This is a genomic window from Comamonas sp. E6, assembly GCF_001010305.1.
Classification (GTDB): domain Bacteria; phylum Pseudomonadota; class Gammaproteobacteria; order Burkholderiales; family Burkholderiaceae_C; genus Comamonas; species Comamonas thiooxydans.
On record NZ_BBXH01000011.1, the window covers coordinates 159,111 to 180,502 of the forward strand.

Genomic DNA, 21,392 nt, shown 5'->3' on the forward strand with positions numbered 1-21,392 from the left:
TGATTGAATTAAATCCTTACACCTTGTTGTCTGGAGTATCGCATGCAGCTGCTGCGTCCATTTCGCCTTGCAAAACTCACCCAGGTGGTGTCTTTGGCTCTGTTGAGCTGCGCTTTGGCTGCTCCGGCAGCGCATGCGGCGACGCCCAAAAAAGACTCCAAAAAGCCCGTGGCTGCTGCGGCTTCGGCTAAGAAAGCGGCCAAGGAGCCGGCGGGCAAGGTTCGTGCCGCAGCGCAGCCCAAAAGCGCAAAGGTCGCCAAAGGCAAGCCGGAAAAGGCAGACACCAAACTTGCAAGCAAGAAGGGCGGCAAGACTTCTCTGGCAGCCAAGGCCGAAAGAGACGAGAAGACCGGCGGCAAGAAGCGTCTGGCCAGGGCAGGAGCCGCTGGCGCTGCGGTTGCGGCAGCAGCAGCTGCCACGGCAGTCGAGCCCGCACGCCTGTCCTATGGGCAGATGGCGGGTCTTCACTCCGTCTCGGACCCCCTTGATCTGCAAAGCAGCGTGGCTTATGTGATCGACCAGGACACACATGAGGTGCTGCTGAGCAAGAACGATCAGGCAGTGCTGCCGATTGCCTCGCTGACCAAGCTGATGACCGGTCTGCTGATCTCTCAGGCCCGCCTGCCCATGGATGAGATGATCACCATCACGCAGGACGATGTGGACACCGAAAAGCACAGCAGCTCCCGCCTGCGTGTCGGTACCACCTTGACGCGTGCCGAGATGATGCATCTGGCGCTGATGTCCAGCGAGAACCGTGCTGCCCATGCCCTGGGACGCACTTATCCCGGCGGTCTGGCGCAGTTTGTGCAACTGATGAACTCCAAGGCGCTGCAACTGGGCATGAAGGACACGCGCTATGTGGAGCCCACCGGCCTGTCCAGCAGCAACCAGTCCAGCGCACGCGATCTGGCGCGCCTGGTGGCGGTGGCGCATGCCGATCCGCTGATGCGCGAGTACTCCACATCGCCCGGCTATGAAGTAGCCGTCGGTCGCCGCACGCTGCAGTTCAACAACACCAACCGTCTGGTCAAGAGCGACAACTGGGATATCGGCCTGCAAAAGACCGGCTATATCTCCGAAGCTGGACGCTGCCTTGTGATGCAGGCTCATGTGGCCGGGCGCAAGCTGATCATGGTGTTCCTGGATTCCGCAGGCAAGTTCAGCCGCCTGGCAGATGCCGAGCGAGTGCGCCATTGGATGGAAAGCAAGGGGCCCACCGCCAGCAATACGATTGCAAGCCGTATCAGGGGCTAAGCAGGTACAGGTCTAGTCAAAAAGCGCTACCCAGGTAGCGCTTTTTTATTGGGTCTACACCTGAAATGGAATTCCAGCCCCTTTGCAGATTGCGAGAGGCGCCCCTGTATTCAACTGTGCTGGCTGCGGCTATAGGGGTTGGGGGTGGCCTGAGCCGAGGCCGGGCGTGTGCCGCTGAAACCCAGCGCCACGGAAATTTCCTGCACCGTGGCCTGCAATCTGGGGGCCCAGCTCTCGTCAAGGCGGTCTGCTGGGGCAGAGATGGACAGGCCCGCAATCAGCTTGCTCTGGTCGTCGTAAATGCCGGCTGCCATGCAACGCACGCCCAATTCCAGCTCTTCGTTGTCGCGGGCAATGCCGTATTGACGTACCTTGGCCAGCTCATGTTCGAGGTCACCCAGCTGGGTGATGCTGAAATGGGTCTTGCCGGGCAGGCCGGTGCGCATGGCGTAGGCGCGCACCTGCTGGGAATCGTCAGCTGCCAGAAACAGCTTGCCGTTGGAGGTTAGATGCAAAGGCGCGTGGCCGCCAATGGCGCGTACCACCTGCATGCCCGAGCGCTCGCTGTAGGCGCGTTCCACATAGACAATCTCGTCGCCCTGGCGCACGGACAGGCTGATGGGTTGCTGAATCTGCTTGTAAAGCTGACGCATGGGGGTCAGCGCCACTTCACGTACGTTCAGCCGGGCCTTGACCAGGTTGCCCAGTTCCAGAAAGCGCATGCCCAGGCGGTAGCTGCCCGATTCGGGTCGATCCACAAAGCGGCCCAGTGCAAGGTCATTGAGTATGCGGTGCGTGGTCGATGGATGCAGGCCCGTGCGTTCGCTGATCTCCTTCAAAGAAACCGCTTCCTCACGCGATGCCAGCACGTCGATCAACGTGAACATGCGTTCCAGAACCTGGACGCTGGGCTTTGCGGAGGCCGATAGGTCGTCTTTTTTCATGCGTTAGAGATACTTTGCGGGATGAGGGCATTCTAGCGGTGCTGCAGCCGTGCAGCCATGTCATCCGCTCATATATCCATGTGCTGTTTTTTGCAGCGTCACTCTTCAATTTGCGAGCGCACAATGCTTTGCCTGTCTACGCGCTGCCATAGCTCGCCCTGGCGGATCTCATGTGGCAAAAAGCTGGCCTTGTAGCGCATCTTCTGGCTCTCAGAGATCCAGTAGCCAAGATAGACATAAGGCAGGTTCATGGCTTTGGCTTGCTGAATTTGCCACAGCACATTGAAGGTTCCATAGCTGGCGTGGTCCTCCGGATCGTAGAAGGTGTAGACCGCCGACAGCCCGTCCTCCAGTACGTCCAGAATGGAGAGCATTTTGAGTGTGCCGGGCTGACCGCCTGCGCCCGGCTCGCGGAACTCGACCAATCGGGAGTTGACCCGGCTTTGCAGCAGAAACTGCGTGTACTGGTCCACGCTGTCGTTGTCCATGCCGCCACCGCTATGGCGGTGCTGCTGGTAGCGTAGGTAGAGCTGGTAGTGTTCGTCGGAGTAGTGCAGGCGCTGAATGGAGGCGACAAGTTGCCCATGCTGTTTTGCAGCGCGCCGCTGGCTGCGGCTGGGGCGAAACTCCTGGGCCAGAATTCGCAGAGGAACGCAGGCCTTGCAGCCATCGCAATAGGGGCGATAGGTGAACATGCCGCTGCGCCTGAAGCCCAGCGTGACCAGTTCCGAATAGGTGGTGTTCTGAATCAGGTGACTGGGTGTGGCGACCTGAGAACGTGCCAGCCGGCCCGGCAGATAGCTGCAGGGATAGGCTGCCGTGGCATAAAACTGCAGGGCATGTAGCGGGAGGTCGTTCGGGTGCGTCATGATCGGACTCAGCTGCAGATGCGGTGCGTCAAGCCTCAGTATGGCTCAGCAACTGTTCCCAGTATATGGGCCTGAATTGCCACTGCATATCGGGCAGCTGGGCCTGGGCTTGAACGGTCCGGGCGAACTGCGCTCTTGTGACTTCTCGAGCGCCCATGAAAGATAGATGTGCGGTGGCCTGCTGGCAATCGATCTGCGGCACCTGATGAGCCCTGCACAGGGCCACCAGCGCCGACAGTGCAATCTTGGAGGCATCGGTCTGCAGTGCGAACATGGATTCGCCAAAAACCGCTCTGCCCAGCGCCACGCAGTAGAGGCCTCCAACCAGCTGGCCGTCGATCCAGGTTTCCACGCTGTGTGCAGCGCCCTGCTGATGCAGCTCGGTATAGGCATCGACAATGCTTTGCACAATCCAGGTGCCGTTCTGGCCGTCGCGCGGGGTCTGGGCGCAATGCTGCATCACCGTGGCAAAAGCGCTGTCGATGCGAATTTCGCAGCGCGGATCATTGCGAAATTTCTGCAATCTTTTGCGCAGGCTGCGGTGCAGACGAAACTCGTCGGGATGCAGAGCCATGCGTGGATTGGGGGACCACCAGAGCACGGGCTGGCCCTCGCTGAACCAAGGGAAAATTCCCTGGCTGTAAGCCGTGCGAAGGCGGGCGGCATCCAGGGTGTTGCCGGCAGCGAGCAGCCCTGGAATGGGATCCCTCTCCCCCCAGGTCTGATCAATGGGGGGAAATTCTTGTTCGGGCTGCAGCCAGGGCAGGGAGTGCGTCATTGGCAGTGGGAGTGGATGGACTGCCCTTAGTCTTGCACAGACTGAAGCGGTTTTGAGTGTCGCGGCAGACGAAGGGGCTGGCGTAATCCCGCTGTCGGAGGTGGAAATGAAAAAAGGCTTCCTGAAGGAAGCCTTTTTGCCGGGGTGCAGCTGCGGCAGCTGCCGCCACATTACACGCGCTTGCGGTATTCGCCGGTGCGGGTGTCGATTTCGATCTTGTCTTCTTGAGACACGAACAGGGGCACGGCCACTTCGAAGCCGGTAGCGATCTTGGCGGGCTTCAGAACCTTGCCGGAGGTATCGCCCTTGACGGCGGGCTCGGTCCAGGTGATTTCGCGCACGATGGTGGTGGGCAGTTCGACGGAGATGGCCTTGCCGTCGTAGAACACCACTTCGGCAGTCATGCCGTCTTCCAGGTAGTTCAGTGCGTCAGCCATGTTTTCGGCTTCGACTTCGTACTGGTTGAACTCTTCGTCCATCCACACGTACATGGGGTCGGCGAAGTAGGAGTAGGTGCAATCCTTCTTGTCCAGGATCACGTTGTCGATCTTGTCGTCGGCCTTGAACACGTTTTCCGTGCCGAAGTTGCCGATCAGGCTCTTGAGCTTCATGCGCACGGTAGCAGCGCCACGGCCGCCACGAGCGTATTCGGTCTTCAGAACGATCATGGGGTCCTTGCCGAACATGATCACATTGCCTGCGCGGATTTCTTGAGCGATTTTCATGGCTTGCTTGCGTTTGAAAGGTTGGAGCCGCTCTACACGGCAGGCAAGCTGTTCGCAATGGTCGCTGGAGAAAGCAACGCATCAAAGGTGCGGCGGCGGGGCCTGCCGCATGTACCGCGGCGGGGCGCGACCCCGAAAGCAAGATCGCTCGGCATACCGGCTGCGACTGCCCTCAGAGAGGCAAAACGTGGATTTTAGCTTTTTTCGGCGACAAAAGCTTGAAGCTGCGCAATCAGCTCGGTTTGTTCCGTCAATCTGCTGCGCGCAGCCCTGATGCAGCAGGCCCATTCATTGAGCATTTCGCGCGTCAGCAAAGGCAATGTTTGCGGTGCGGTCATGCCATTCCAGGTGTGGTGAAAGCGCCTGAGGCTGTCCGGGGCCTGGAGCCAGTCCAGAAAGGCATTCAGCTTGTCGTGGTGGGCGTTGTCATGCTGAGGGTAGATCTGCCAGACCATGGGCTGGCCGGCCCAGAGTGCGCGGACCAGGGAATCCTCGCCACGCACCAGGTTCAGGTCGCAGCCCCAGAGCATTTCGTCGAACCGGGCCTGAGGGCGGGCTGGAAGATAGACCGGCTGCATCTGCTGTGCTTCGGGCCGTGCCTGCACGGCAGCCGTTGCGCGTCCCGGGGTCACCAGCAGCCTGGCATTGAGCGCCTGCTTGTCCGAGAGCTGCGCGAGCAACTGGGGCAGGGCGGCAGGCTCGTAGCAAAACAGCGAGACGGCACATTCGTCATGCTGAATGCCTTCTGCGCGGCGCCATGATTCGCGCTGCGCCATGAAGGTCTGCTGGCGCTGTGCCAGGTTCTGCTCGCGCACCAGCGAGCCGGTGGCTGCCGTGAAGCCGGGATAGAAGAACCAGCGTGTCAGCCCTGAGGCGGGGCCGCTCATGATGCGTGAGGGCAGGCGATGGCAGCGCTCCACATAGTCTTCGGCCGAGAGATATTCGAGGTTGATCCAGACTGGAGGCTTGCTCTTCGACGCCTTGTCTGCAATGGCGCTCACGAATGCCGCGGGAATCTCGCAGCCGAAGGCCTCGATGACCACATCGCCAATCGACGCCGGAACGTCTGCGGCTTGCGCGGGCCAGGCATGGACGCTCAGGCCGGGCGGCCAGGGCTGGGGAGCCATCCATTGCAGGGCGCTGGCATCGTCCATCCACAGGCGTACCTGCTGGCCGCGTGCGGCGAGTTCTGCGGCCGTGCGCCAGCACACTCCCACGTCGCCAAAATTGTCTATGACCTGGCAGAAGATGTCCCAGCACAGCGACGGATGGGGCGCCCCGGGGGCGGGCAGAGGCATTGGTGAGAAATCAGGCATGGGTTCAGTTTTTATCGGTTGAGGCGCTCTGGCACAGGTGCTCGACCAGCAGTTGCGCGACGGGCGAGAGTGCGTCCTGGGAGCGTACGCAGAGCATGAGCTGGCGCTCGGCCCAGACTTCGTCCAGGCGGATGCAGCGCAAGGGCAGTGCGCCCATGTAGATATGGGCGCTGCCCTCGGGGAGAATGCCCACGCCCAGGCCGGCGGCCACCATCAGGCACAGGGCGTCATAGCCGGTGACCTTCATGCGCAGGCGCGGCTGCAGGCCCTGGTCGGCGGCAGAGCGGGTGATGAGATGGTTGAGCGCGCTGTCGGCATGCATGCCGATCAGATCATGCTCGATGACCTGCTCCAGGCGCAGTCTGTGCTCGCCGGCCAGCGGATGGGATTGGGGCATGACCACGGCCAGCCGGTCCCTGCGATAGGGACGCAGGCTGATCTTGCTGCCGTAGCTGCCGTTGTTGAGCAGGCCGATATCGGCTTCGTTGTCGGCCACGGCGCGCGCGATATCGGTGCTTACGCGCTCCTGCAGCCGCACGTCCACCAGCGGGTGCCGGCTCAGAAAGCTTTGCAGCTGGGCAGGCAGAAACTGGGTGATGCTGGAAATATTGGCCATCACCCGCACATGGCCGCGCAGGCCTTGCTCGCCGCCCTGGGCATAGTCCTTCATCTGCGTGGCGATGCCGTCCAGCTCGTTGAGCACGCCACGCGCCATGTTCAGCAGAGCGTAGGCGGCGGCCGTGGGCTGGCTGCCCCGGTTGCTGCGTGTGAACAGCTCAAGCTGCAGCTGATCCTCCAGCTCGGCGAGGCGCCGGCTGGCGGCCGAGGGGGCGATGTGCTCGCGTGCTGCGGCACGCGCGATGGCGTTTTCCTCCATCACGGCCACAAACAGGCGCAGGGTGATCGGGTCCAGTTTCATGAGGACTGCATTATCCCGCCTGGCTATGCCCAAATGCGATGGCAGCTTCGCATTTCAGCGTTTTGCAGGACTGATCTTCAAGGGCAAGATGATTGAAAAGCCGTTTTGCCTGGTGTTGGTCAACGCAAAGCGGCACAGCAAGACAACCATCAAGAGACAAACGGATGACGACGATGAATATCCAAGACCCCGCAACGCAGACCGCCACGCCGCGCGCGCTGGAAGGTGTGAAAGTGGTGGAAATGGGCCAGCTGATTGCCGGTCCCTTCTGTGGCAAGACTCTGGGCGAGTTTGGTGCCGATGTCATCAAGATCGAAGCGCCCGGTGCGGGCGATCCGCTGCGCAACTGGCGCCTGATCAAGGAAGGTACCTCCGTCTGGTGGCAGGTGCAGTCGCGTAACAAGCGCTCGGTCGCGCTCGATCTGCGCCAGCAGGAGGCGCAGGCCGTGGCGCGTCAGCTGATCGCTGAAGCCGATGTGCTGGTCGAGAACTTTCGTCCCGGCACGCTGGAAGGCTGGGGCATGTCGCCCGAGGAGCTGCACGCCATCAACCCAGGCCTGGTGATCCTGCGCATCTCTGGCTACGGCCAGACCGGCCCCTATCGCGATCTGCCGGGCTTTGGCGTGATCGGCGAAGCCATGGGCGGGCTGCGCCATCTGACGGCCGAGCCGGGCCGGGTGCCGGTACGCGTGGGCGTGTCGATAGGCGATACGCTGGCGGCCCTGCACGGCGTGATCGGCGTGATGATGGCTCTGTATCACCGCAAGGTGAACGGCGGTCCGGGCCAGGTGATCGATGTGGCCTTGCATGAGGCAGTGTTCAACATCATGGAAAGTCTGATCCCCGAGTACAGTGCCTTTGGCGCCGTGCGCGAGGCCGCCGGCAGCGCGCTGCCGGGCATTGCACCCTCGAATGCCTACCCCTGCCAGGATGGCTGGGTGCTGGTGGCGGGCAATGGCGACTCCATCTTCAAGCGACTCATGACGGCCATCGGCCGTCAGGATCTGGCCGATGCGCCCGATCTGGCCGACAACGCGGGCCGAGTCCAGCGCGTGGCCGAGATCGATGCCGCGATTGGCGCCTGGACGCAGGCACGCAGCGTGCAGACGGTGATGGACGAGCTGGGCGCGGCACGCGTGCCGGCCGGCAAGGTCTACACGGCCAAGGATATTGCCGAGGATCCGCATTACCAGGCGCGCGAGATGATTCTGACCCAGCGCACCCGCGATGGTTTCGAGCTGCAGGTGCCCGGCGTGGTGCCCAAGCTTTCGCTGACGCCGGGCACAGTGCGCAGCAGCGCCCCCCATGTGGGCGACGACACCGATGCCGTGCTGGCCGAGATCGGCCTGAGCGCCGAGCAGATCGCGCAGCTGCGCGCCAAGGGGATTGTCCAATGATGGCCGCCGACCTGAATGCTACGGTGTGGATTGGTGCGGGTCGCCGCATCCATATGAACGAAGTCGGCGCGCGCGACGGTCTGCAGATGGAGCAGGCCTTTGTGTCCACCGAGGACAAGATCGCGCTGGTCAATGCGCTGTCCGAGGCGGGCCTGTCCAAGATCGAAGTCACGGCCTTTGTCTCGCCCAAGGCCATCCCGGCCCTGCGCGACGGCGAGATCGTGATGCGCGAGATTGCGCGCCGACCGGGCACGGTCTACACGGCGCTGGTGCCCAATGTGCGTGGCGCGGAGCGCGCCATCGATGCGCAGACTGACGAGCTCAATCTGGTGATGTCGGTCAGCGAGACGCACAACCTCTGCAATCTGCGCATGCAGCGCAGCCAGTCCTTCGAGGCGCTCAGGCAGGTGATCGCCACGGCGCAGCAGGCGGCAACGCCCGTCAACGTGTCGCTTTCCTGCTGCTTTGGCTGCCCCATGGAGGGCGATGTGGCCGAGGCCGAAGTGCTGGCCTGGGTGCAGCGCTTTGCCGATCTGGGCGTGCAGGGCATCACGCTGTGCGACACCACGGGCATGGCCTATCCCAGCCAGGTGCATTCCATGGTCCAGGCTTTCAAGGCGCGCTGGCCCCAGTTGGGCCTGACCCTGCATTTCCACAATACGCGCGGCATGGCGCTGGCCAATGTGCTGGCCTCCATCGCTGCGGGTGCAGATCGCTTTGACGCCTCGATTGGCGGTCTGGGTGGCTGTCCCTATGCGCCAGGTGCCTCGGGCAATGCCTGCACCGAAGAGATCGTGCATGCGCTGCAGCTCATGGGCTATGACACGGGCACGGACCTGGATCGCATCGTCGCGGCCGCGCGCAGCCTGCCCGCACTGATAGGGCACGAGACGCCCAGTCAGATCGTCAAGGCCGGTGCGCGCTGGGACCTGCACCGGCCGCCCGCGGATTTTGCCGAGATCAAGGAACGCGCCCAGGCCAGGGCCTGAGACGGTTTTCGCCCCTGCTGCAGCGGCTCTTTCGGGGGAAGGAGCTGGCGCAGTTCAACATTCCAACAAGGAGACAAACATGACTGTTCAACGTCAACGCCTTTATTTCATGCTGGCTGCGGCTACTGCCGCCGCCGGTCTGGTCAGTGCCCCGGCCATGGCCCAGGGCGGCTATCCCAGCAAAACCGTGCTGATGATCGTGCCCGCAGCCGCAGGCGGCACCACCGATCTGGCCGGCCGCATGGCCGCACAGGCGCTGGCGCCGGTGATGGGGCAATCGGTGGTGGTGGACAACAAGGGCGGCGGCAACGGCGCCATTGCGGCCAATCTGGTCAAGCGCGCGGATGCCGACGGCTACACGCTGCTGATGCAGTATTCGGGCTACCACGTCATCTCGCCCCACCTGACCAAGGCCAAGAGCTGGGAGCAGGGCGACTTTGCCCCCGTGGCCAATGTGCTGTCGGCACCGCAGATCATCGTGGTGCGCTCCGAGCTACCGGTGAAGACTCTGGCCGAACTGGTGAGCTACACCAAGGCCAATCCCGGCAAGCTCAACTATGCCTCGTCGGGCAACGGCTCGCTGCAGCATGTGACGGGCGCCATGCTGGAGCAGCAGGCTGGCGTGAAGATGGTGCACGTCCCCTACAAGGGCACGGGTCCGGCGTTGCAGGACTTGCTGGGCGGCCAGGTGGACCTGACCTTCGGCACCGCGCCTCCCTTCATGCCCCATGTGCAAAGCGGCAAGCTGCGCGTGCTGGCCGTAACGGGCAAGCAGCGCCTGCCCAGCCTGCCCAATGTACCCACCACGGCTGAAGCCGGCTATCCGGGCGTGAACGCCACCTCCTGGTTTGCCGTGTTTGCGCCCAAGGCTACGCCGCAGCCCGTGATCGACAAGCTGGCTGCTGATATCAAGAAGGTGGTGGAGGATCCTGCCTTCAGGAAAAAGGCCGAAGAGCAGGGCGCCACGGCGGACTATATGAGCCCGCAGCAACTGGCGGTCATGGTCAAGACCGAATACGGCAACTGGGCGCAGGTGGTGAAGTCGTCCAAGATCGAAGCCGAGTAAGCTGCAAGCCGCAGGGGTTTCCTTGCATCCTTGGCTCTAAAAAAGGAGCTGCTATCGCTCGATTGATAAAGATTTCAGGTTGAAAACTATCTGAAATTCAATCTGATCAGGCGCTAGCAGCTCCTTTTATTGAGGTGCTACAGACTGCCTGGTCGTTTGAGCCGCTTGCTGCCGGATTCGTCCACATGCGCAGACAATAGCGCCCATGTCTTCCACGCATTCCGCCGAACTGCTGGCCCAGGTGGCCGCGCTGCCGCCATTGCCGGGCGTCTATCGCTATTTCGATGCTGCCGGTGTCCTGCTCTATGTGGGCAAGGCCATCAACCTCAAGCGCCGCGTTTCCAGCTATTTCCAGAAGGACCATGGCGGCACGCGCATAGGCCATATGGTCAGCAAGATCGCGCGTCTGGAGACCACGGTGGTGCGCTCGGAAGCCGAGGCGCTGCTGCTGGAAAACAACCTCATCAAGACGCTGTACCCCAAGTACAACATCCTGTTCAGGGACGACAAAAGCTATCCCTATCTCAAGATCACCGGTGTGGCGCATCGTGACGGCAAGGAGGGCGAACCGGCGTTTCAGGAGTTCCCGCGCATCGCCTACTACCGCGGCGCCGTGGACAAGAAGCACCGCTATTTCGGCCCCTACCCCAGTGCCTGGGCGGTCAAGGAAAGCATTCAGCTGCTGCAGAAAGTCTTCCGGCTGCGCACCTGTGAAGACACGGTGTTCGCCAACCGCAGCCGGCCCTGTCTGCTCTACCAGATCAAGCGCTGCACCGGCCCCTGCGTGGATCTGATATCGCCCGAGGCCTATGCGCTGGATGTGCGCAATGCCGAGGCCATGCTGCGCGGCGAAACCAGCGAGCTGCTGCAGCAGCTTGAAGCGCGCATGATGGCGCACTCCGACAAGCTGGAGTTCGAGCAGGCGGCCGAGGTGCGCAACCAGCTCACGGCCCTGTCGCGCGTGCTGCACCAGCAGGCGATCGAAACCACGGACGACAAGGATGTGGACATCCTGGCCGTGCGCGTGCAGGGCGGCCGCGCCTGCGTCAACCTGGCCATGGTGCGCGGCGGCCGCCACCTGGGCGATCGGCCTTACTTCCCGGCGAATCTGGGCGATGCCGCATCGGTCTACTCCAGCGAGGAAGAGGTGGACGCCGCGGCCGAGGCACGGCCCGTGGAGGAGCTGGTGCTGGAGGCCTTTATCGCCCAGCACTATGTCGGCGTGGCCGTGCCGCCCACGCTCATCGTCAGCCATCCCGTGGAGAAGCGGCTGGTGGAGCTGCTGACCGAGCAGACCGGCGTGCGCATCACCGTGGTCCAGCAGCCGCGCGAGCAGCGCCGCATCTGGCTGGAGATGGCACAGAAAAATGCCGACATCCAGCTGGCCCGCCTGCTGGCCGAAGAAGGCTCGCAACAGGCGCGCACGCGTGCTCTGGCCGAGGCGCTGGACCTGCCGGTCGAGAATCTCGACGAGCTGACCATCGAATGCTTCGATATCTCGCACACCAGCGGCGAAAGCACCAAGGCGTCCTGCGTGGTGTTCCATCACCACAAGATGCAGAGCAGCGATTACCGCCGTTTCAATATCGAAGGCATCACCGGCGGCGACGACTATGCGGCCATGCGCCAGGTGCTCACGCGTCGCTACAAGCCCGTGGCCGAGGCACAGCGCGAGGCGGGCGGCGCCGAGCTGACCGGCAAGCAGCCGCATCTGCCGGATCTGGTGCTGGTCGACGGCGGCAAGGGCCAGGTCAGCATGGCGCGCGAGGTGTTCACGGAACTGGGCCTTGATCTGTCGCGCATCGTGGGCGTGGAAAAAGGCGAGGGCCGCAAGGTCGGCCTGGAAGAGCTGGTGTTTGCCGACGGGCGCGACAAGGTCTATCTGGGCCATGACTCGGCGGCCCTGATGCTGGTGGCGCAGATTCGCGACGAGGCGCACCGCTTTGCCATCACCGGCATGCGCGCGGCCCGCGCCAAGGTGCGCACGGGCAGCAGCAGCCTGGAAGATATTGCGGGCGTGGGGCCCAAGAAGCGGGCGCGATTGCTGCAGCGCTTTGGCGGCGTGCGCGGCGTGGCCGATGCCAGTGTGGACGACCTGATGACGGTGGAAGGCATTTCCGCAACGCTGGCCGAAGAAATCTACAAGGCACTGCATTGATGCAGGCTGCGCGAGCGCGAATCCGCGCTGGCGCTGCGTGCTCGTGACACAATGACACCCATGTTCTTCACCATCCCTACTGTGCTGACCCTTACGCGGATCGTGGCGATTCCGCTCATCGTGGGGGTGTTTTACGCGCCGCTGGATCAGGCGACCCGCAATCTCATCGCCACCGTGATGTTCATCGTGTTTGCCGCCACCGACTGGTTCGATGGTTATCTTGCGCGCAAGCTCAATCAGACATCGGCATTCGGTGCTTTTCTAGATCCCGTTGCCGACAAATTTCTGGTCTGTGCATCGCTGCTGGTACTGGTTCATCTGCAACGCGCCGATGTGTTCGTGGCGCTGATCATCATCGGACGCGAGATCGCAATCTCGGCGCTGCGTGAATGGATGGCTCAGATCGGTGCCAGCAAGAGCGTGGCCGTGCACATGATCGGCAAGGCCAAGACCATGGCCCAGATGGTGGCCATTCCCTTTCTGCTCTATGACGGAGTGGCGTTCGGAGTGATCGATACCGGCGTCTGGGGGCAGTGGCTGATCTGGATTGCAGCGGTGCTGACCGTCTGGTCCATGGTCTACTACCTGCAAAAGGCATTGCCCGAAATTCGTGCCAGGCTCTGAAATCCGAAATGGACCTCTCTGAAAGCGCTTGTTCATCAAGCGCTTTTTGCTATCTGGCGGGCTGCTTTCGGAGCGGCAAAAGACTTTGCGGCGGCGCATCGCATGACTTGATCGGACTGCAGATTTTGTCAATTGTTGTCAATCGGTGAAGCCGACACGGAAGAAGCTTGAAAAAAGCCGCTGTGGATGGCCGAACCCGCTCAAAAACCGCATAGAATCTGGTTCTGTCGCTGGAATGCGCAGCGCGAGTTGGCGTCAAAAATGTCAGCGGCTTCAGGTAAAAATGGGCTTGCCCATACGCAAAAACTGATAGGCTGGCTTCCGTCTTCATCGCGACTGGTTTCTTGTTACGCAAGACTTGCGTTTGCAGAGACATTCCATTCACTTATTTCTCGAGAGGCATCTTGTGAATAAAACCGAACTGATTGAGCACATCGCTAACAACGCCGATATTTCCAAGGCCGCAGCTGCGCGTGCACTGGACTCCACGATCGACGCAGTGAAGAAAACACTGAAAAAAGGTGGTACAGTATCGCTTGTTGGTTTTGGCACATTTGCTGTTGGCAAGCGTGCAGCTCGCACCGGTCGTAATCCTCGCACCGGCGATTCCATCAAGATCAAAGCGGCCAAGGTGCCTAAATTCCGTCCGGGCAAAGCATTGAAAGATGCTCTGAACTGACACCCAGTTTTAGTGGGTCCTTAGCTCAGTTGGTAGAGCGGCTCCTTTACACGGAGTAGGTCGGCGGTTCGAGACCGTCAGGACCCACCACTAAAAAACTAAAGAAATCAAGGGCTTAGAGCGATCTAAGCCCTTTTTCTTTGCCCTCTCTACCAACCCGAATAGCCTCCACAAGCCGCCTCTACCAACCGTAAATCGTTGCTTACCAAGCAACCTGAGCCTGGCGTGGCGCCCGGCAGGAGAGCTCATGGCCGCTTGAGAAAAGCCCGCGGCGGCGGGCCGGGGTTACATCTTTTCGGGCTTCTTACGCTCTCGCTCTCATACCTGCTTTTCAAGTGTCTCCGGAGCTTTCTAGATTTGTATCTCGCTCATCGGACAAGCATAAATAAGGTGAAATCAGAGCGAATACTGATGAGTGTCTCAGGGTGTGAGTTTTGCAAAATTGGCTCCATTTCGCGTAACTGGTCGGCCTAGCATGCTCATGTGTTCGATGACAGGAGGCCAATCATGAAATCTCTATCTGCTATTGCGTTGCTGGTGGCCGCTGGCGCGCTGAGCGCCTGCGATGACAAAGCACCAAAGCCTGAACTGGAAACGCGGCCGCCGGCAATGGAGGGAATACAGCGACCACAGCCAGATCCTGGGGCAGCAGTGCCGAGGCCTGAGCCATCTCCTGCGAATCCTAATCCACGGCCTTAAAGACTGGGACTTGGATAGGACTGCTAGGAAGTCTGCTCATTTGGTTGTTTGTGCGGGCTCGCTTCGTTGTTGTTCCCGGCCACGATCAGCCAGAGGGCTGACGCTGTTGCCGGCTGTTCGCTCCCGAGCCGTTTTTGCGGAAGGCTAGTCTGCAGCCTGGTGATCGATGATGTAGCTCGGCGGGAAGTCCTGGGTGCTATAGCGCTCACGCTGCATGAGCATGCGCAGCATATGTCCACGGTTACCTCGCGTTTGCCGGTGAGCCGGATACGTTCAGCAGGTCTACGGCTACCCGCCTGTAGCTTCGCGCGGTACATCTTCCGAATGTCCGCGCGATAGTGGCGAGTCTTTAGGGGCGGTGTTGGCATCGTGCGCGCCGACTGCGTCAGGTCATGGTTGATCCCCGTGTCAATGGAGCGGCCGCTGGCCTGCTCAATGCCTGTACTTGCATCACAGGCACCGGTCAACAGGTCAATCATCAGCTTGGCAGGCAGTGCCCGCACGAATTGAGGTGTAAGCATTGGCTCCAGAAAACGAGCCTGCTTGGTGGCTGGCTGCTCAGCTTGAGAAGCTGGAGATTGCTGGTGCTGAAGATTCCAATCCAGCGGTTTTGCTCATTGGGCTCATGGTGTTGGGTAGCGCCCACTTGTTGTGGGCTGGGCAGATGCGGTACCTTATAGATTAGGGCAACGGCGAGGGAATGGCTGATTTGATGGGTGTGTTCCGAGAGAACCGGAATATCAACCAGTTTGGCAGGACTCTTCACGCGACGGTCCCTAGCTAGGAGGTCGCCATGGAAACGATCGAACAGATGGCTGAAAGACACATTCGCGAGTCTGAAGCGGACTTGGTTCATATCGATGTGTTGATGAAGCGTGCACAGAAAATGAGTGCGAACGCTGCTGATCAAGTGGAAGCGGAGAGGCTTTTGGATCAAGCCATGAGGCAGCGCGCTAAGTTAGATCTGCATCTCGCGGCCCTAAAGAGCAAGCAAGAGTCCGATTACGAGAGGCTGGCCGAGGAGGGCAAGCGCTTTAAGGAGACGCTTGAAAAAATACGGTCGAATATTGAAGTGATGCTGGCTTCCTGGCTTTGACCGCCAAGCGGTTGCGAAGATGGGCGACCTCCGAGCGCTCCTGTGTGGAGCAGCAGCAGTCGGCAAAAAAGGTCTGTTGTGGGGCACATCCTCCTGTGCCTGTAGATCGCCCTGCCAGTCGATGGCTGGGCACTAAATGGTCATGTTCTTGAGCATTGCTCGAACGCCAAAAGCCCGCTCAGTGGCAGGCTGGGAAAGCTCCCGCTACAGGGTTTTCACAAAGCGCTGCGGCAGGTCTCTTGCAACTATGGGTCGAGGCTGGGATGAGTGCTCTCGAGAGAGATATCTGGATAACTCACTCCCGATACATGCACTTGATCACGTCCGGCATTTTTTGCCTGATAAAGAAGCTGATCGGCTTCTCTCAAGGCATGGTCCAGCTGGGATGGATCGGTGATCGATGAAATCCCAAAGCTCATGGTCAATTTTGTGCCGGAGAGAAGAGTGTCTCTATTCGAGCTGAGGTCTCGTCGGATGCGTTGAGCAATTTCTTCTGCATCTCGCAGTGCGATGTCGGTCAACAGAATCACAAACTCTTCGCCACCGAACCGTGCGACGAGGTCGCGCTCTCGTACATGGTTTTGCAGAGTCGTGGAGACAAGCTGCAGCACCTTATCGCCACATTCGTGGCCCCAGGTATCGTTGATTCGTTTGAAGTGGTCTATATCACAGGCCAGCACTGCCATGGGATAGAGTCTCATATCGGTTAAAAGCTTCAAGGCATATTCATGGAAGGATCTGCGATTCAATATCTGGGTCAAAGTATCAAGGTCACGTTCTTTCTGTAGTTTGCCAACAGTTTCCTTTGCGGCAATGGCGGTCATGACCACGGTAAAGAGTATCGCGAAGTTCAATATGCTCACCAGTGTCAAGAGCCAATACGGCGATCTTGGAAATGACTGCGGATCCGGGTATCCCAGCAGCGAAATAATCATGGGTCGAGTAAGGGTGTAGGCTGTGAAAATGATGCTCAGCCAGAGCAGTGACTTGTCGAGCCAGTCAAATGAGCTCTTCCTTGAATAGACCTGGAGGATAGGTAGCAGTAAAACAAGGCCTGAACCAACACTGAAGGAGTTCACTCGAGCCCAGACGTTGGGGTTGATCCGGCTAAAGTAATACAACGCAGCTAAAGTGATACTGGCAATCAGTAGCGCTACAAGTGGCTGGGCCGATACACGCCATCTCTCTGCCCAACTTTTCGCAAGGCACCAAGCGCTCAGCAGGTAGAAACTGCCAATCAGGAGTGCGTAGCGAGTGAGCTCCTCCAGGGGCATCAAGGTTTGAGCTGCAAGAGGCAGTGCAGTGAGTGAATAGGCGCAAGCTTGCCAAAGCAGAAAGCGCTGAGATCGTTGGGCGAGCCAGGCCACGACCAATATGACTGCCAGAACAAAGATCGCCAGAGGTGGCGTCAGAACCAAGAGGTCGTTATTCGCGAACATATGACCAGAGCCTCCTCGATCGAAGAGCGGTAACGCCTGTTCCTGAGCGAAAAGCGACAATCTACTTTCACCGTACATGTGCTTCGCTATTGGCGTCACAATTTATTACAACGTGCGTTCTCCCTCATCTATGTCAGCCTGCTTCTTGTTTGGAGTGGTAAATCAGTCAAAAATTGTCAATGCCAAGACTTTCTGCTATGAATGAAAATCGTTCCAGGTTATTGATTCGCATTCATCGCTAGCATGTAACTTCCGTGCGATTTTTGAAGCTTATGCAGTGACCTTTTTAATCTCCTGAATGTGAATAACCAGCCTGCCTTTATGGCCAGCTTCTTGTATTGCTGGGCGGCCTTTTGAAGGGTGTACGGCTTGCTGTGCACTGCAGTGCGAAGCCATGAGGCTTCGTGAGGGCTCCGGTGGCTTGTCGTCTGCCTTCTGTGTCATCTGGCAAAGCCGTTTATGGGCTTGCCTCATCCAGCTTCTCGGGCTGGATGCCACCTGCCAGCCTTTGTGATCCGCCTTGGATGCCAGGCGACGCTGGCGCTAGAGCTCCGCTCCTTGGGCGCGCATGTCAGCCACTGGCGAAGACCATGGGCAGCAGATCCAACTTAGGCTCATCCTTGAGATCGCGGAGCTCTTTCTTGCCAGGCTTGCGGCGGTTGGCCTTCTTGTTGACTTTGCGGTTGAGCCGCTGGCGGGCAGCACTTTGGTCTCGGTCATGAAGCGCATGGCTCATTGCTCAGCCAGCGGCGCGTTCGTGGGGCGCGTCGCACTCCTCGAACATTGTCTTTGCAGGCCATCCTCCTGCACCTGCAGATTGTTTTGCCAGCTCTTGGCAATGCGGTAAATGATCATGCTCTTGAGCACCTTGGTTCCAGAAAAGCGAAACCCGCTGAGCAGCGGGTCGTGTTGTCGATGGGGTGGGGGTAGGGGAGCCGCGTGCTGTTGGAATAGATCAGCAGGCCATGGCGCGGCTTGGCAGCTCAAACACGCGGAAGTGGCTAATGCCCGGTGTGCGCCGCAACTCTTTACCGTCATAGCTGTCCCAGGGCTGGATGTAGCGCTCGGCAGGCGCTCCAGGTGACATGGCTGGCCAGCCGAGCACTGTGAAATCGCGGCTTGCTTCACTGGGGATTCTGGTCATTGGTTCACTTTCAGGCATTGAACGGTCTTTTCATCCAGCCGCCCGGTGTGCATGCCGGGGCACGCGAATTCTTCGCTCAGCGTCTTGATGGGGAGGGTTGGCTCATCTGCTTGTGCGGGCAAGTTGCTGATATTTTTGAAGGTATAAACCTTTGCGCAGAGTGGCTCGGCGGTTCGAGACATTCAGTACCCGCCACTAAAGCGCAAAGGAGGCTTGGAGAGCTCTAAGCCTCCCTTGCGTTGTGGCGTTTATTGCTACCGGAGGTGACGGTTGCTCGGGGTATTTCTATGCAAGATGCCCTGGCTAGACAGCGGCAATGGAAAAGCTGGCAGTTAGAATGGACAGGATTAGCCTAACCCTGTTGGTGGAGGTTGGATGGCAGTTCTGTAGAGCATCAGTGCCCTGTAGAGGCCCGGTCGGTGGCGCAGCGGGTCGCACGGCTTTCACCATTGTTAATGAGGCGAACGCAAGTTCGCCTTTATTTTTGCTGCCGCAGAAAGATTGACCATGTTCGAATCCATCCGCAAGCATTCCAAGTTCGTGATGATCTTGTTGTTCTTGCTGATCATTCCCTCTTTCATTTTTGTCGGAGTCAACCAGAACTACTTCACCGAGTCCAGCCAGACTGTGGCCCGCGTGGATGGGCATGACATCACCCAGCAGGACTGGGACAACGCTCACAGGGCTGAAAGCGACCGCCTGCGTGCGCAGAATCCGACCATGGATGCCAAGCTGCTCGACTCGCCAGAGGCGCGCTATGCCACGCTGGAGAAGCTGGTGCGTGATCGCGTGCTGGCAGCAGCTGCTGCCAAGATGCACCTGGCAACGCCCGATGCACAGTTGGTGCGTACCTTGCGTGAAATCCCCGCGATTGCGTCCTTGCAAAAGCCAGATGGCTCGCTGGATGCGGAAGCCTACGAGGCTTTGGTAGGTTCGCAGGGCATGACTCCCGAAGGGTTTGAAGCCAATCTGCGTCGTGAACTGGCACTCAATCAGGTACTGGGTTCCGTCTCTTCGACCAGCTTCACGACTGCCGCGCAGTTGCAGCAGGCCATGGACGCCCTGTATCAGCGCCGAGAAATTCAAGTTGCCCGGTTTGATGCCAGTGCCTTTGCAGGCAAGGTCCAGCCCACGGAGGCCGAGCTCAAGGCTTTCTATGAAGCACACACCAACCAGTTCAAACAGCCAGAGGCAGCAACGGTGGAGTATGTCCAATTGGACCTGGCCGCTGTACAGCAAGGCATTGTTCTGAGCGAAGACGACCTGCGCACCTATTACAAGGAAAATGCTGCCCGTCTTGCCGGTCCCGAAGAGCGTCGTGCCAGCCATATCCTGATCAATGCGGCCAAGGACCTTCCGGCTGCAGAGCGTGAAAAAGCCAAGGCCAAGGCTGAGCAATTGCTAGCCCAGGTACGCAAAGATCCCAAGAGCTTTGCCCAGGTAGCCAAGGCCAACTCGCAGGATCCCGGCTCTGCTGCCAATGGTGGTGATCTGGGTTACTTTGGCCGCGAGGCCATGGTCAAGCCATTGGAAGAAGCCGTTTTCAAGATGAAGCAGGGCGACATCAGCGATGTGGTCGAGTCTGACTTTGGCTTTCACATCATCGAGCTGACCGGCATCAAGCAGCCCAAGGTGCCCTCGTTCGAGGAAATGCGCCCCAAGCTGGAAGCAGATCTCAAGCAACAACAGGCTCAGCGCAAGTTTGCAGAGGCGGCCGAAGCCTTCTCCAACGCCGTTTACGAGCAGTCCGAAAGCCTCAAGCCTGTGGCCGAGAAGTTCAAGCTGAGCATTCACAAGGTCGAGAACGTGACGCGTGAGCCAGCCCCTGATGCGCAAGGCCCTCTGGCCAACAAGCGCTTCCTTGAGGCACTGTTCTCCGCAGACTCTTTGGAGAACAAGCGCAATACCGACGCAGTGGAGCTGGCCCCCAGCAACCTGGTGGCTGGTCGTGTGCTGAGCTATGCTCCTGCGCACACCCAGTCCATGGATGAAGTGGGGGAGAAGCTCAAGCAGCTGTATGTGGCGCACCAGTCCGCAGAGCTGGCCAAGCAGGAAGGCAAGGCAAAGATGGCCGAATGGAAGGCCAAGCCTGAAGCAGCTCAACTGCCCGCGGCTGTCGAGGTGGGTCGCGATCAAGCCAGGGATCTGCCGCGTGAAGTGCTGGATGCGGCATTGCGCGCCCCCACGAATGACCTGCCCGCGTGGGAGGGTGTCGATCTTGGCAATGCAGGTTATGCCGTGATCAAGGTCAATCGCATTGCCCAGCGTCCCGCGCAAGATGCTCAGGTGCTGGAGCAGCAAAAGGCGCAGTTCACGCAGTGGTCTTCCATGGCTGAAGTCATGGCCTACTATGAACAGTTGAAGAAGACCTTCAAGGTCCAGATCAAGGTGCCGCGTCCACAGTAAGGCATTTAAATCAGGTGTGAGTTTATTTTCGGCCTGATTTATGCATTACAATAGATGCTTCTACGGTGGCTGTAGCTCAGTTGGTAGAGTCCAGGATTGTGATTCCTGTTGTCGTGGGTTCGAGTCCCATCAGCCACCCCAGAATTCAAAAAACGCTCTGCAGCGCAGAGCGTTTTTATTTGATGAGAGGTGTTTGCCTTGAATCGTTGCTAGTTCAGTGTTTATTGCTCTCAATTTTGATTTGATGGCTCAAATTCTGAAGTAGAATAGAGACTTCTACGGTGGCTGTAGCTCAGTTGGTAGAGTCCAGGATTGTGATTCCTGTTGTCGTGGGTTCGAGTCCCATCAGCCACCCCAGTTTATAAAATGCCCCACAGGTTTGCTTGTGGGGCATTTTTGTTTTTGCAGCTCACTGCTATGCAGTGAGCACAGACGGTTTTGAGGCTCTACTTTCTCGCGAAACAGGCTGGCCGGTATTTGAAAGCCGACAGTGGTCGGGCTTTTGCATTGCGCTACCTGCGTGCCGTTAGCGGCGCGCACCCTCAAGTGCTGCCAGGGCAGAGCCGCGGCTGCCCCGCCAGCAGACGGTGTGCGGCATCACTACGGCAAGCGCAGCGCCGTGCCAGCCATCCTTTCCCGTGGTCCAGATGGTCGCTCGCTCGTCATCCGTTGTGGATTTGTAAATGTGTGGCAGTACCTCGGCGAATGCAATCGGTGGACATGGGGGGGCTTGATTGCAAAGGCGTTTGGCTCATCTGCTTCAACGACTGCAACTGGTGGTGCAAAGTGCTCTGCCAGTGCCTTGCTGATCTGTCCGAAGGGTTCGGCGGGGTAAGGCTTGGCGTTGCGCAGGCGGCACAACTATTCAGGAGGCAAGGCCTCATAGA

18 protein-coding genes, 3 tRNA genes and 1 pseudogene are annotated in these 21,392 nt (G+C 59.5%); 12 read left to right on the plus strand and 10 right to left on the minus strand.

Annotated features, from left to right (window positions below; translation table 11 throughout):
* The first annotated feature begins 42 nt into the window (after window positions 1-42).
* On the plus strand, window positions 43-1,257 hold the full coding sequence (gene pbpG, locus CSE6_RS10480) for a D-alanyl-D-alanine endopeptidase (protein WP_059440476.1): 1,215 nt from the start codon (window positions 43-45) through the stop codon (window positions 1,255-1,257).
* Between the two features lie 110 nt (window positions 1,258-1,367).
* Here the strand turns inward: pbpG and CSE6_RS10485 are convergent, their stop codons facing one another.
* From CSE6_RS10485 to CSE6_RS10510, 6 genes are all read right to left on the minus strand, one after another.
* Window positions 1,368-2,201: an IclR family transcriptional regulator gene (locus tag CSE6_RS10485; RefSeq protein WP_034383642.1), complete on the minus strand. Its 834-nt coding sequence runs from the start codon at window positions 2,199-2,201 to the stop codon at window positions 1,368-1,370.
* Between the two features lie 98 nt (window positions 2,202-2,299).
* Complete coding sequence (locus CSE6_RS10490; RefSeq protein ID WP_034393186.1) at window positions 2,300-3,070, minus strand: arginyltransferase; 771 nt, start codon at window positions 3,068-3,070, stop codon at window positions 2,300-2,302.
* Between the two features lie 28 nt (window positions 3,071-3,098).
* Window positions 3,099-3,848: a leucyl/phenylalanyl-tRNA--protein transferase gene (gene aat, locus CSE6_RS10495; protein ID WP_034357018.1), complete on the minus strand. Its 750-nt coding sequence runs from the start codon at window positions 3,846-3,848 to the stop codon at window positions 3,099-3,101.
* A 170-nt stretch (window positions 3,849-4,018) separates the two neighbouring features.
* Complete coding sequence (efp, locus tag CSE6_RS10500; protein WP_003056627.1) at window positions 4,019-4,573, minus strand: elongation factor P; 555 nt, start codon at window positions 4,571-4,573, stop codon at window positions 4,019-4,021.
* A 194-nt stretch (window positions 4,574-4,767) separates the two neighbouring features.
* The gene (gene earP, locus CSE6_RS10505; RefSeq protein WP_059440477.1) at window positions 4,768-5,889 is read right to left on the minus strand and encodes an elongation factor P maturation arginine rhamnosyltransferase EarP; all 1,122 of its coding nucleotides are present in this window, start codon (window positions 5,887-5,889) and stop codon (window positions 4,768-4,770) included.
* A 4-nt stretch (window positions 5,890-5,893) separates the two neighbouring features.
* A complete protein-coding gene (locus tag CSE6_RS10510; protein WP_059440478.1) occupies window positions 5,894-6,808 on the minus strand; it encodes a LysR family transcriptional regulator in 915 nt (304 codons plus the stop codon).
* Window positions 6,809-6,972: 164 nt separating this feature from the next.
* Here CSE6_RS10510 and CSE6_RS10515 point away from each other — a divergent pair, with 164 nt between their 5' ends.
* From CSE6_RS10515 to CSE6_RS10550, 8 genes are all read left to right on the plus strand, one after another.
* The gene (locus tag CSE6_RS10515; protein WP_059440479.1) at window positions 6,973-8,205 is read left to right on the plus strand and encodes a CaiB/BaiF CoA-transferase family protein; all 1,233 of its coding nucleotides are present in this window, start codon (window positions 6,973-6,975) and stop codon (window positions 8,203-8,205) included.
* On the plus strand, window positions 8,202-9,194 hold the full coding sequence (locus tag CSE6_RS10520; RefSeq protein WP_152668557.1) for a hydroxymethylglutaryl-CoA lyase: 993 nt from the start codon (window positions 8,202-8,204) through the stop codon (window positions 9,192-9,194). The genes CSE6_RS10515 and CSE6_RS10520 overlap by 4 nt, the downstream gene beginning before the upstream one ends.
* Window positions 9,195-9,273: 79 nt before the next feature.
* A complete protein-coding gene (locus CSE6_RS10525) occupies window positions 9,274-10,260 on the plus strand; it encodes a tripartite tricarboxylate transporter substrate binding protein (protein ID WP_059440480.1) in 987 nt (328 codons plus the stop codon).
* A gap of 205 nt (window positions 10,261-10,465) precedes the next feature.
* Window positions 10,466-12,418 (plus strand): excinuclease ABC subunit UvrC, encoded by a 1,953-nt coding sequence (gene uvrC, locus CSE6_RS10530; protein WP_034407677.1) that lies wholly within the window; start codon window positions 10,466-10,468, stop codon window positions 12,416-12,418.
* Window positions 12,419-12,478: 60 nt separating this feature from the next.
* Window positions 12,479-13,042, plus strand: coding sequence for a CDP-diacylglycerol--glycerol-3-phosphate 3-phosphatidyltransferase (gene pgsA, locus CSE6_RS10535; protein WP_003066269.1), 564 nt, complete (start codon window positions 12,479-12,481; stop codon window positions 13,040-13,042).
* A 406-nt stretch (window positions 13,043-13,448) separates the two neighbouring features.
* Window positions 13,449-13,721 carry an HU family DNA-binding protein gene (locus CSE6_RS10540; RefSeq protein ID WP_003056615.1) on the plus strand — a complete coding sequence of 91 codons (273 nt, stop codon included), beginning with the start codon at window positions 13,449-13,451 and terminating at the stop codon, window positions 13,719-13,721.
* Between the two features lie 14 nt (window positions 13,722-13,735).
* Window positions 13,736-13,811: transfer RNA gene (locus CSE6_RS10545), tRNA-Val, on the plus strand.
* 1,402 nt (window positions 13,812-15,213) lie between these two features.
* On the plus strand, window positions 15,214-15,516 hold the full coding sequence (locus tag CSE6_RS10550) for a hypothetical protein (protein WP_034357033.1): 303 nt from the start codon (window positions 15,214-15,216) through the stop codon (window positions 15,514-15,516).
* Window positions 15,517-15,761: 245 nt separating this feature from the next.
* Here CSE6_RS10550 and CSE6_RS10555 read toward each other — a convergent pair whose 3' ends face one another.
* The 4 genes and pseudogenes from CSE6_RS10555 to CSE6_RS10570 all read right to left on the minus strand — a co-directional run bounded on the left by CSE6_RS10555 (window position 15,762) and on the right by CSE6_RS10570 (window position 18,281).
* Window positions 15,762-16,955, minus strand: a complete 1,194-nt coding sequence (locus tag CSE6_RS10555; RefSeq protein ID WP_045839202.1) for a diguanylate cyclase — start codon at window positions 16,953-16,955, stop codon at window positions 15,762-15,764.
* A 583-nt stretch (window positions 16,956-17,538) separates the two neighbouring features.
* Window positions 17,539-17,822 (minus strand): annotated as a pseudogene (gene rdgC, locus CSE6_RS26470) (recombination-associated protein RdgC); the annotation flags it as partial.
* An 88-nt stretch (window positions 17,823-17,910) separates the two neighbouring features.
* On the minus strand, window positions 17,911-18,099 hold the full coding sequence (locus CSE6_RS10565; protein WP_059440481.1) for a hypothetical protein: 189 nt from the start codon (window positions 18,097-18,099) through the stop codon (window positions 17,911-17,913).
* Window positions 18,096-18,281: a hypothetical protein gene (locus CSE6_RS10570; protein WP_034407682.1), complete on the minus strand. Its 186-nt coding sequence runs from the start codon at window positions 18,279-18,281 to the stop codon at window positions 18,096-18,098. Before CSE6_RS10570 ends, CSE6_RS10565 begins: the two co-directional genes overlap by 4 nt.
* Window positions 18,282-18,606: 325 nt before the next feature.
* On the opposite strand from CSE6_RS10570, the gene CSE6_RS10575 reads away from it, so the two are divergent.
* The 3 genes from CSE6_RS10575 (at window position 18,607) to CSE6_RS10585 (ending at window position 20,862) form a co-directional block, all read left to right on the plus strand.
* A complete protein-coding gene (locus CSE6_RS10575) occupies window positions 18,607-20,505 on the plus strand; it encodes a SurA N-terminal domain-containing protein (RefSeq protein ID WP_059440482.1) in 1,899 nt (632 codons plus the stop codon).
* 65 nt (window positions 20,506-20,570) lie between these two features.
* Window positions 20,571-20,646: transfer RNA gene (locus CSE6_RS10580), tRNA-His, on the plus strand.
* 140 nt (window positions 20,647-20,786) lie between these two features.
* A tRNA-His gene (locus CSE6_RS10585) sits at window positions 20,787-20,862 on the plus strand.
* Window positions 20,863-21,392 lie beyond the last annotated feature (530 nt).

Excerpts from the sequence above, each read along its gene's own strand:
- CSE6_RS10485 (WP_034383642.1), bottom strand. The coding sequence starts at position 2,201 with ATGAAAAAAGACGACCTATCGGCCTCCGCAAAGCCCAGCGTCCAGGTT.
- CSE6_RS10490 (WP_034393186.1), bottom strand. The coding sequence starts at position 3,070 with ATGACGCACCCGAACGACCTCCCGCTACATGCCCTGCAGTTTTATGCC.
- CSE6_RS10565 (WP_059440481.1), bottom strand. The coding sequence starts at position 18,099 with ATGACCAGAATCCCCAGTGAAGCAAGCCGCGATTTCACAGTGCTCGGC.
- CSE6_RS10570 (WP_034407682.1), bottom strand. The coding sequence starts at position 18,281 with ATGTCTCGAACCGCCGAGCCACTCTGCGCAAAGGTTTATACCTTCAAA.
- CSE6_RS10515 (WP_059440479.1), top strand. The coding sequence starts at position 6,973 with ATGACGACGATGAATATCCAAGACCCCGCAACGCAGACCGCCACGCCG.
- aat (WP_034357018.1), bottom strand. The coding sequence starts at position 3,848 with ATGACGCACTCCCTGCCCTGGCTGCAGCCCGAACAAGAATTTCCCCCC.
- CSE6_RS10555 (WP_045839202.1), bottom strand. The coding sequence starts at position 16,955 with ATGTTCGCGAATAACGACCTCTTGGTTCTGACGCCACCTCTGGCGATC.
- efp (WP_003056627.1), bottom strand. The coding sequence starts at position 4,573 with ATGAAAATCGCTCAAGAAATCCGCGCAGGCAATGTGATCATGTTCGGC.
- CSE6_RS10525 (WP_059440480.1), top strand. The coding sequence starts at position 9,274 with ATGACTGTTCAACGTCAACGCCTTTATTTCATGCTGGCTGCGGCTACT.
- CSE6_RS10520 (WP_152668557.1), top strand. The coding sequence starts at position 8,202 with ATGATGGCCGCCGACCTGAATGCTACGGTGTGGATTGGTGCGGGTCGC.
- uvrC (WP_034407677.1), top strand. The coding sequence starts at position 10,466 with ATGTCTTCCACGCATTCCGCCGAACTGCTGGCCCAGGTGGCCGCGCTG.
- earP (WP_059440477.1), bottom strand. The coding sequence starts at position 5,889 with ATGCCTGATTTCTCACCAATGCCTCTGCCCGCCCCCGGGGCGCCCCAT.
- CSE6_RS10575 (WP_059440482.1), top strand. The coding sequence starts at position 18,607 with ATGTTCGAATCCATCCGCAAGCATTCCAAGTTCGTGATGATCTTGTTG.
- pgsA (WP_003066269.1), top strand. The coding sequence starts at position 12,479 with ATGTTCTTCACCATCCCTACTGTGCTGACCCTTACGCGGATCGTGGCG.
- CSE6_RS10510 (WP_059440478.1), bottom strand. The coding sequence starts at position 6,808 with ATGAAACTGGACCCGATCACCCTGCGCCTGTTTGTGGCCGTGATGGAG.
- pbpG (WP_059440476.1), top strand. The coding sequence starts at position 43 with ATGCAGCTGCTGCGTCCATTTCGCCTTGCAAAACTCACCCAGGTGGTG.
- CSE6_RS10550 (WP_034357033.1), top strand. The coding sequence starts at position 15,214 with ATGGAAACGATCGAACAGATGGCTGAAAGACACATTCGCGAGTCTGAA.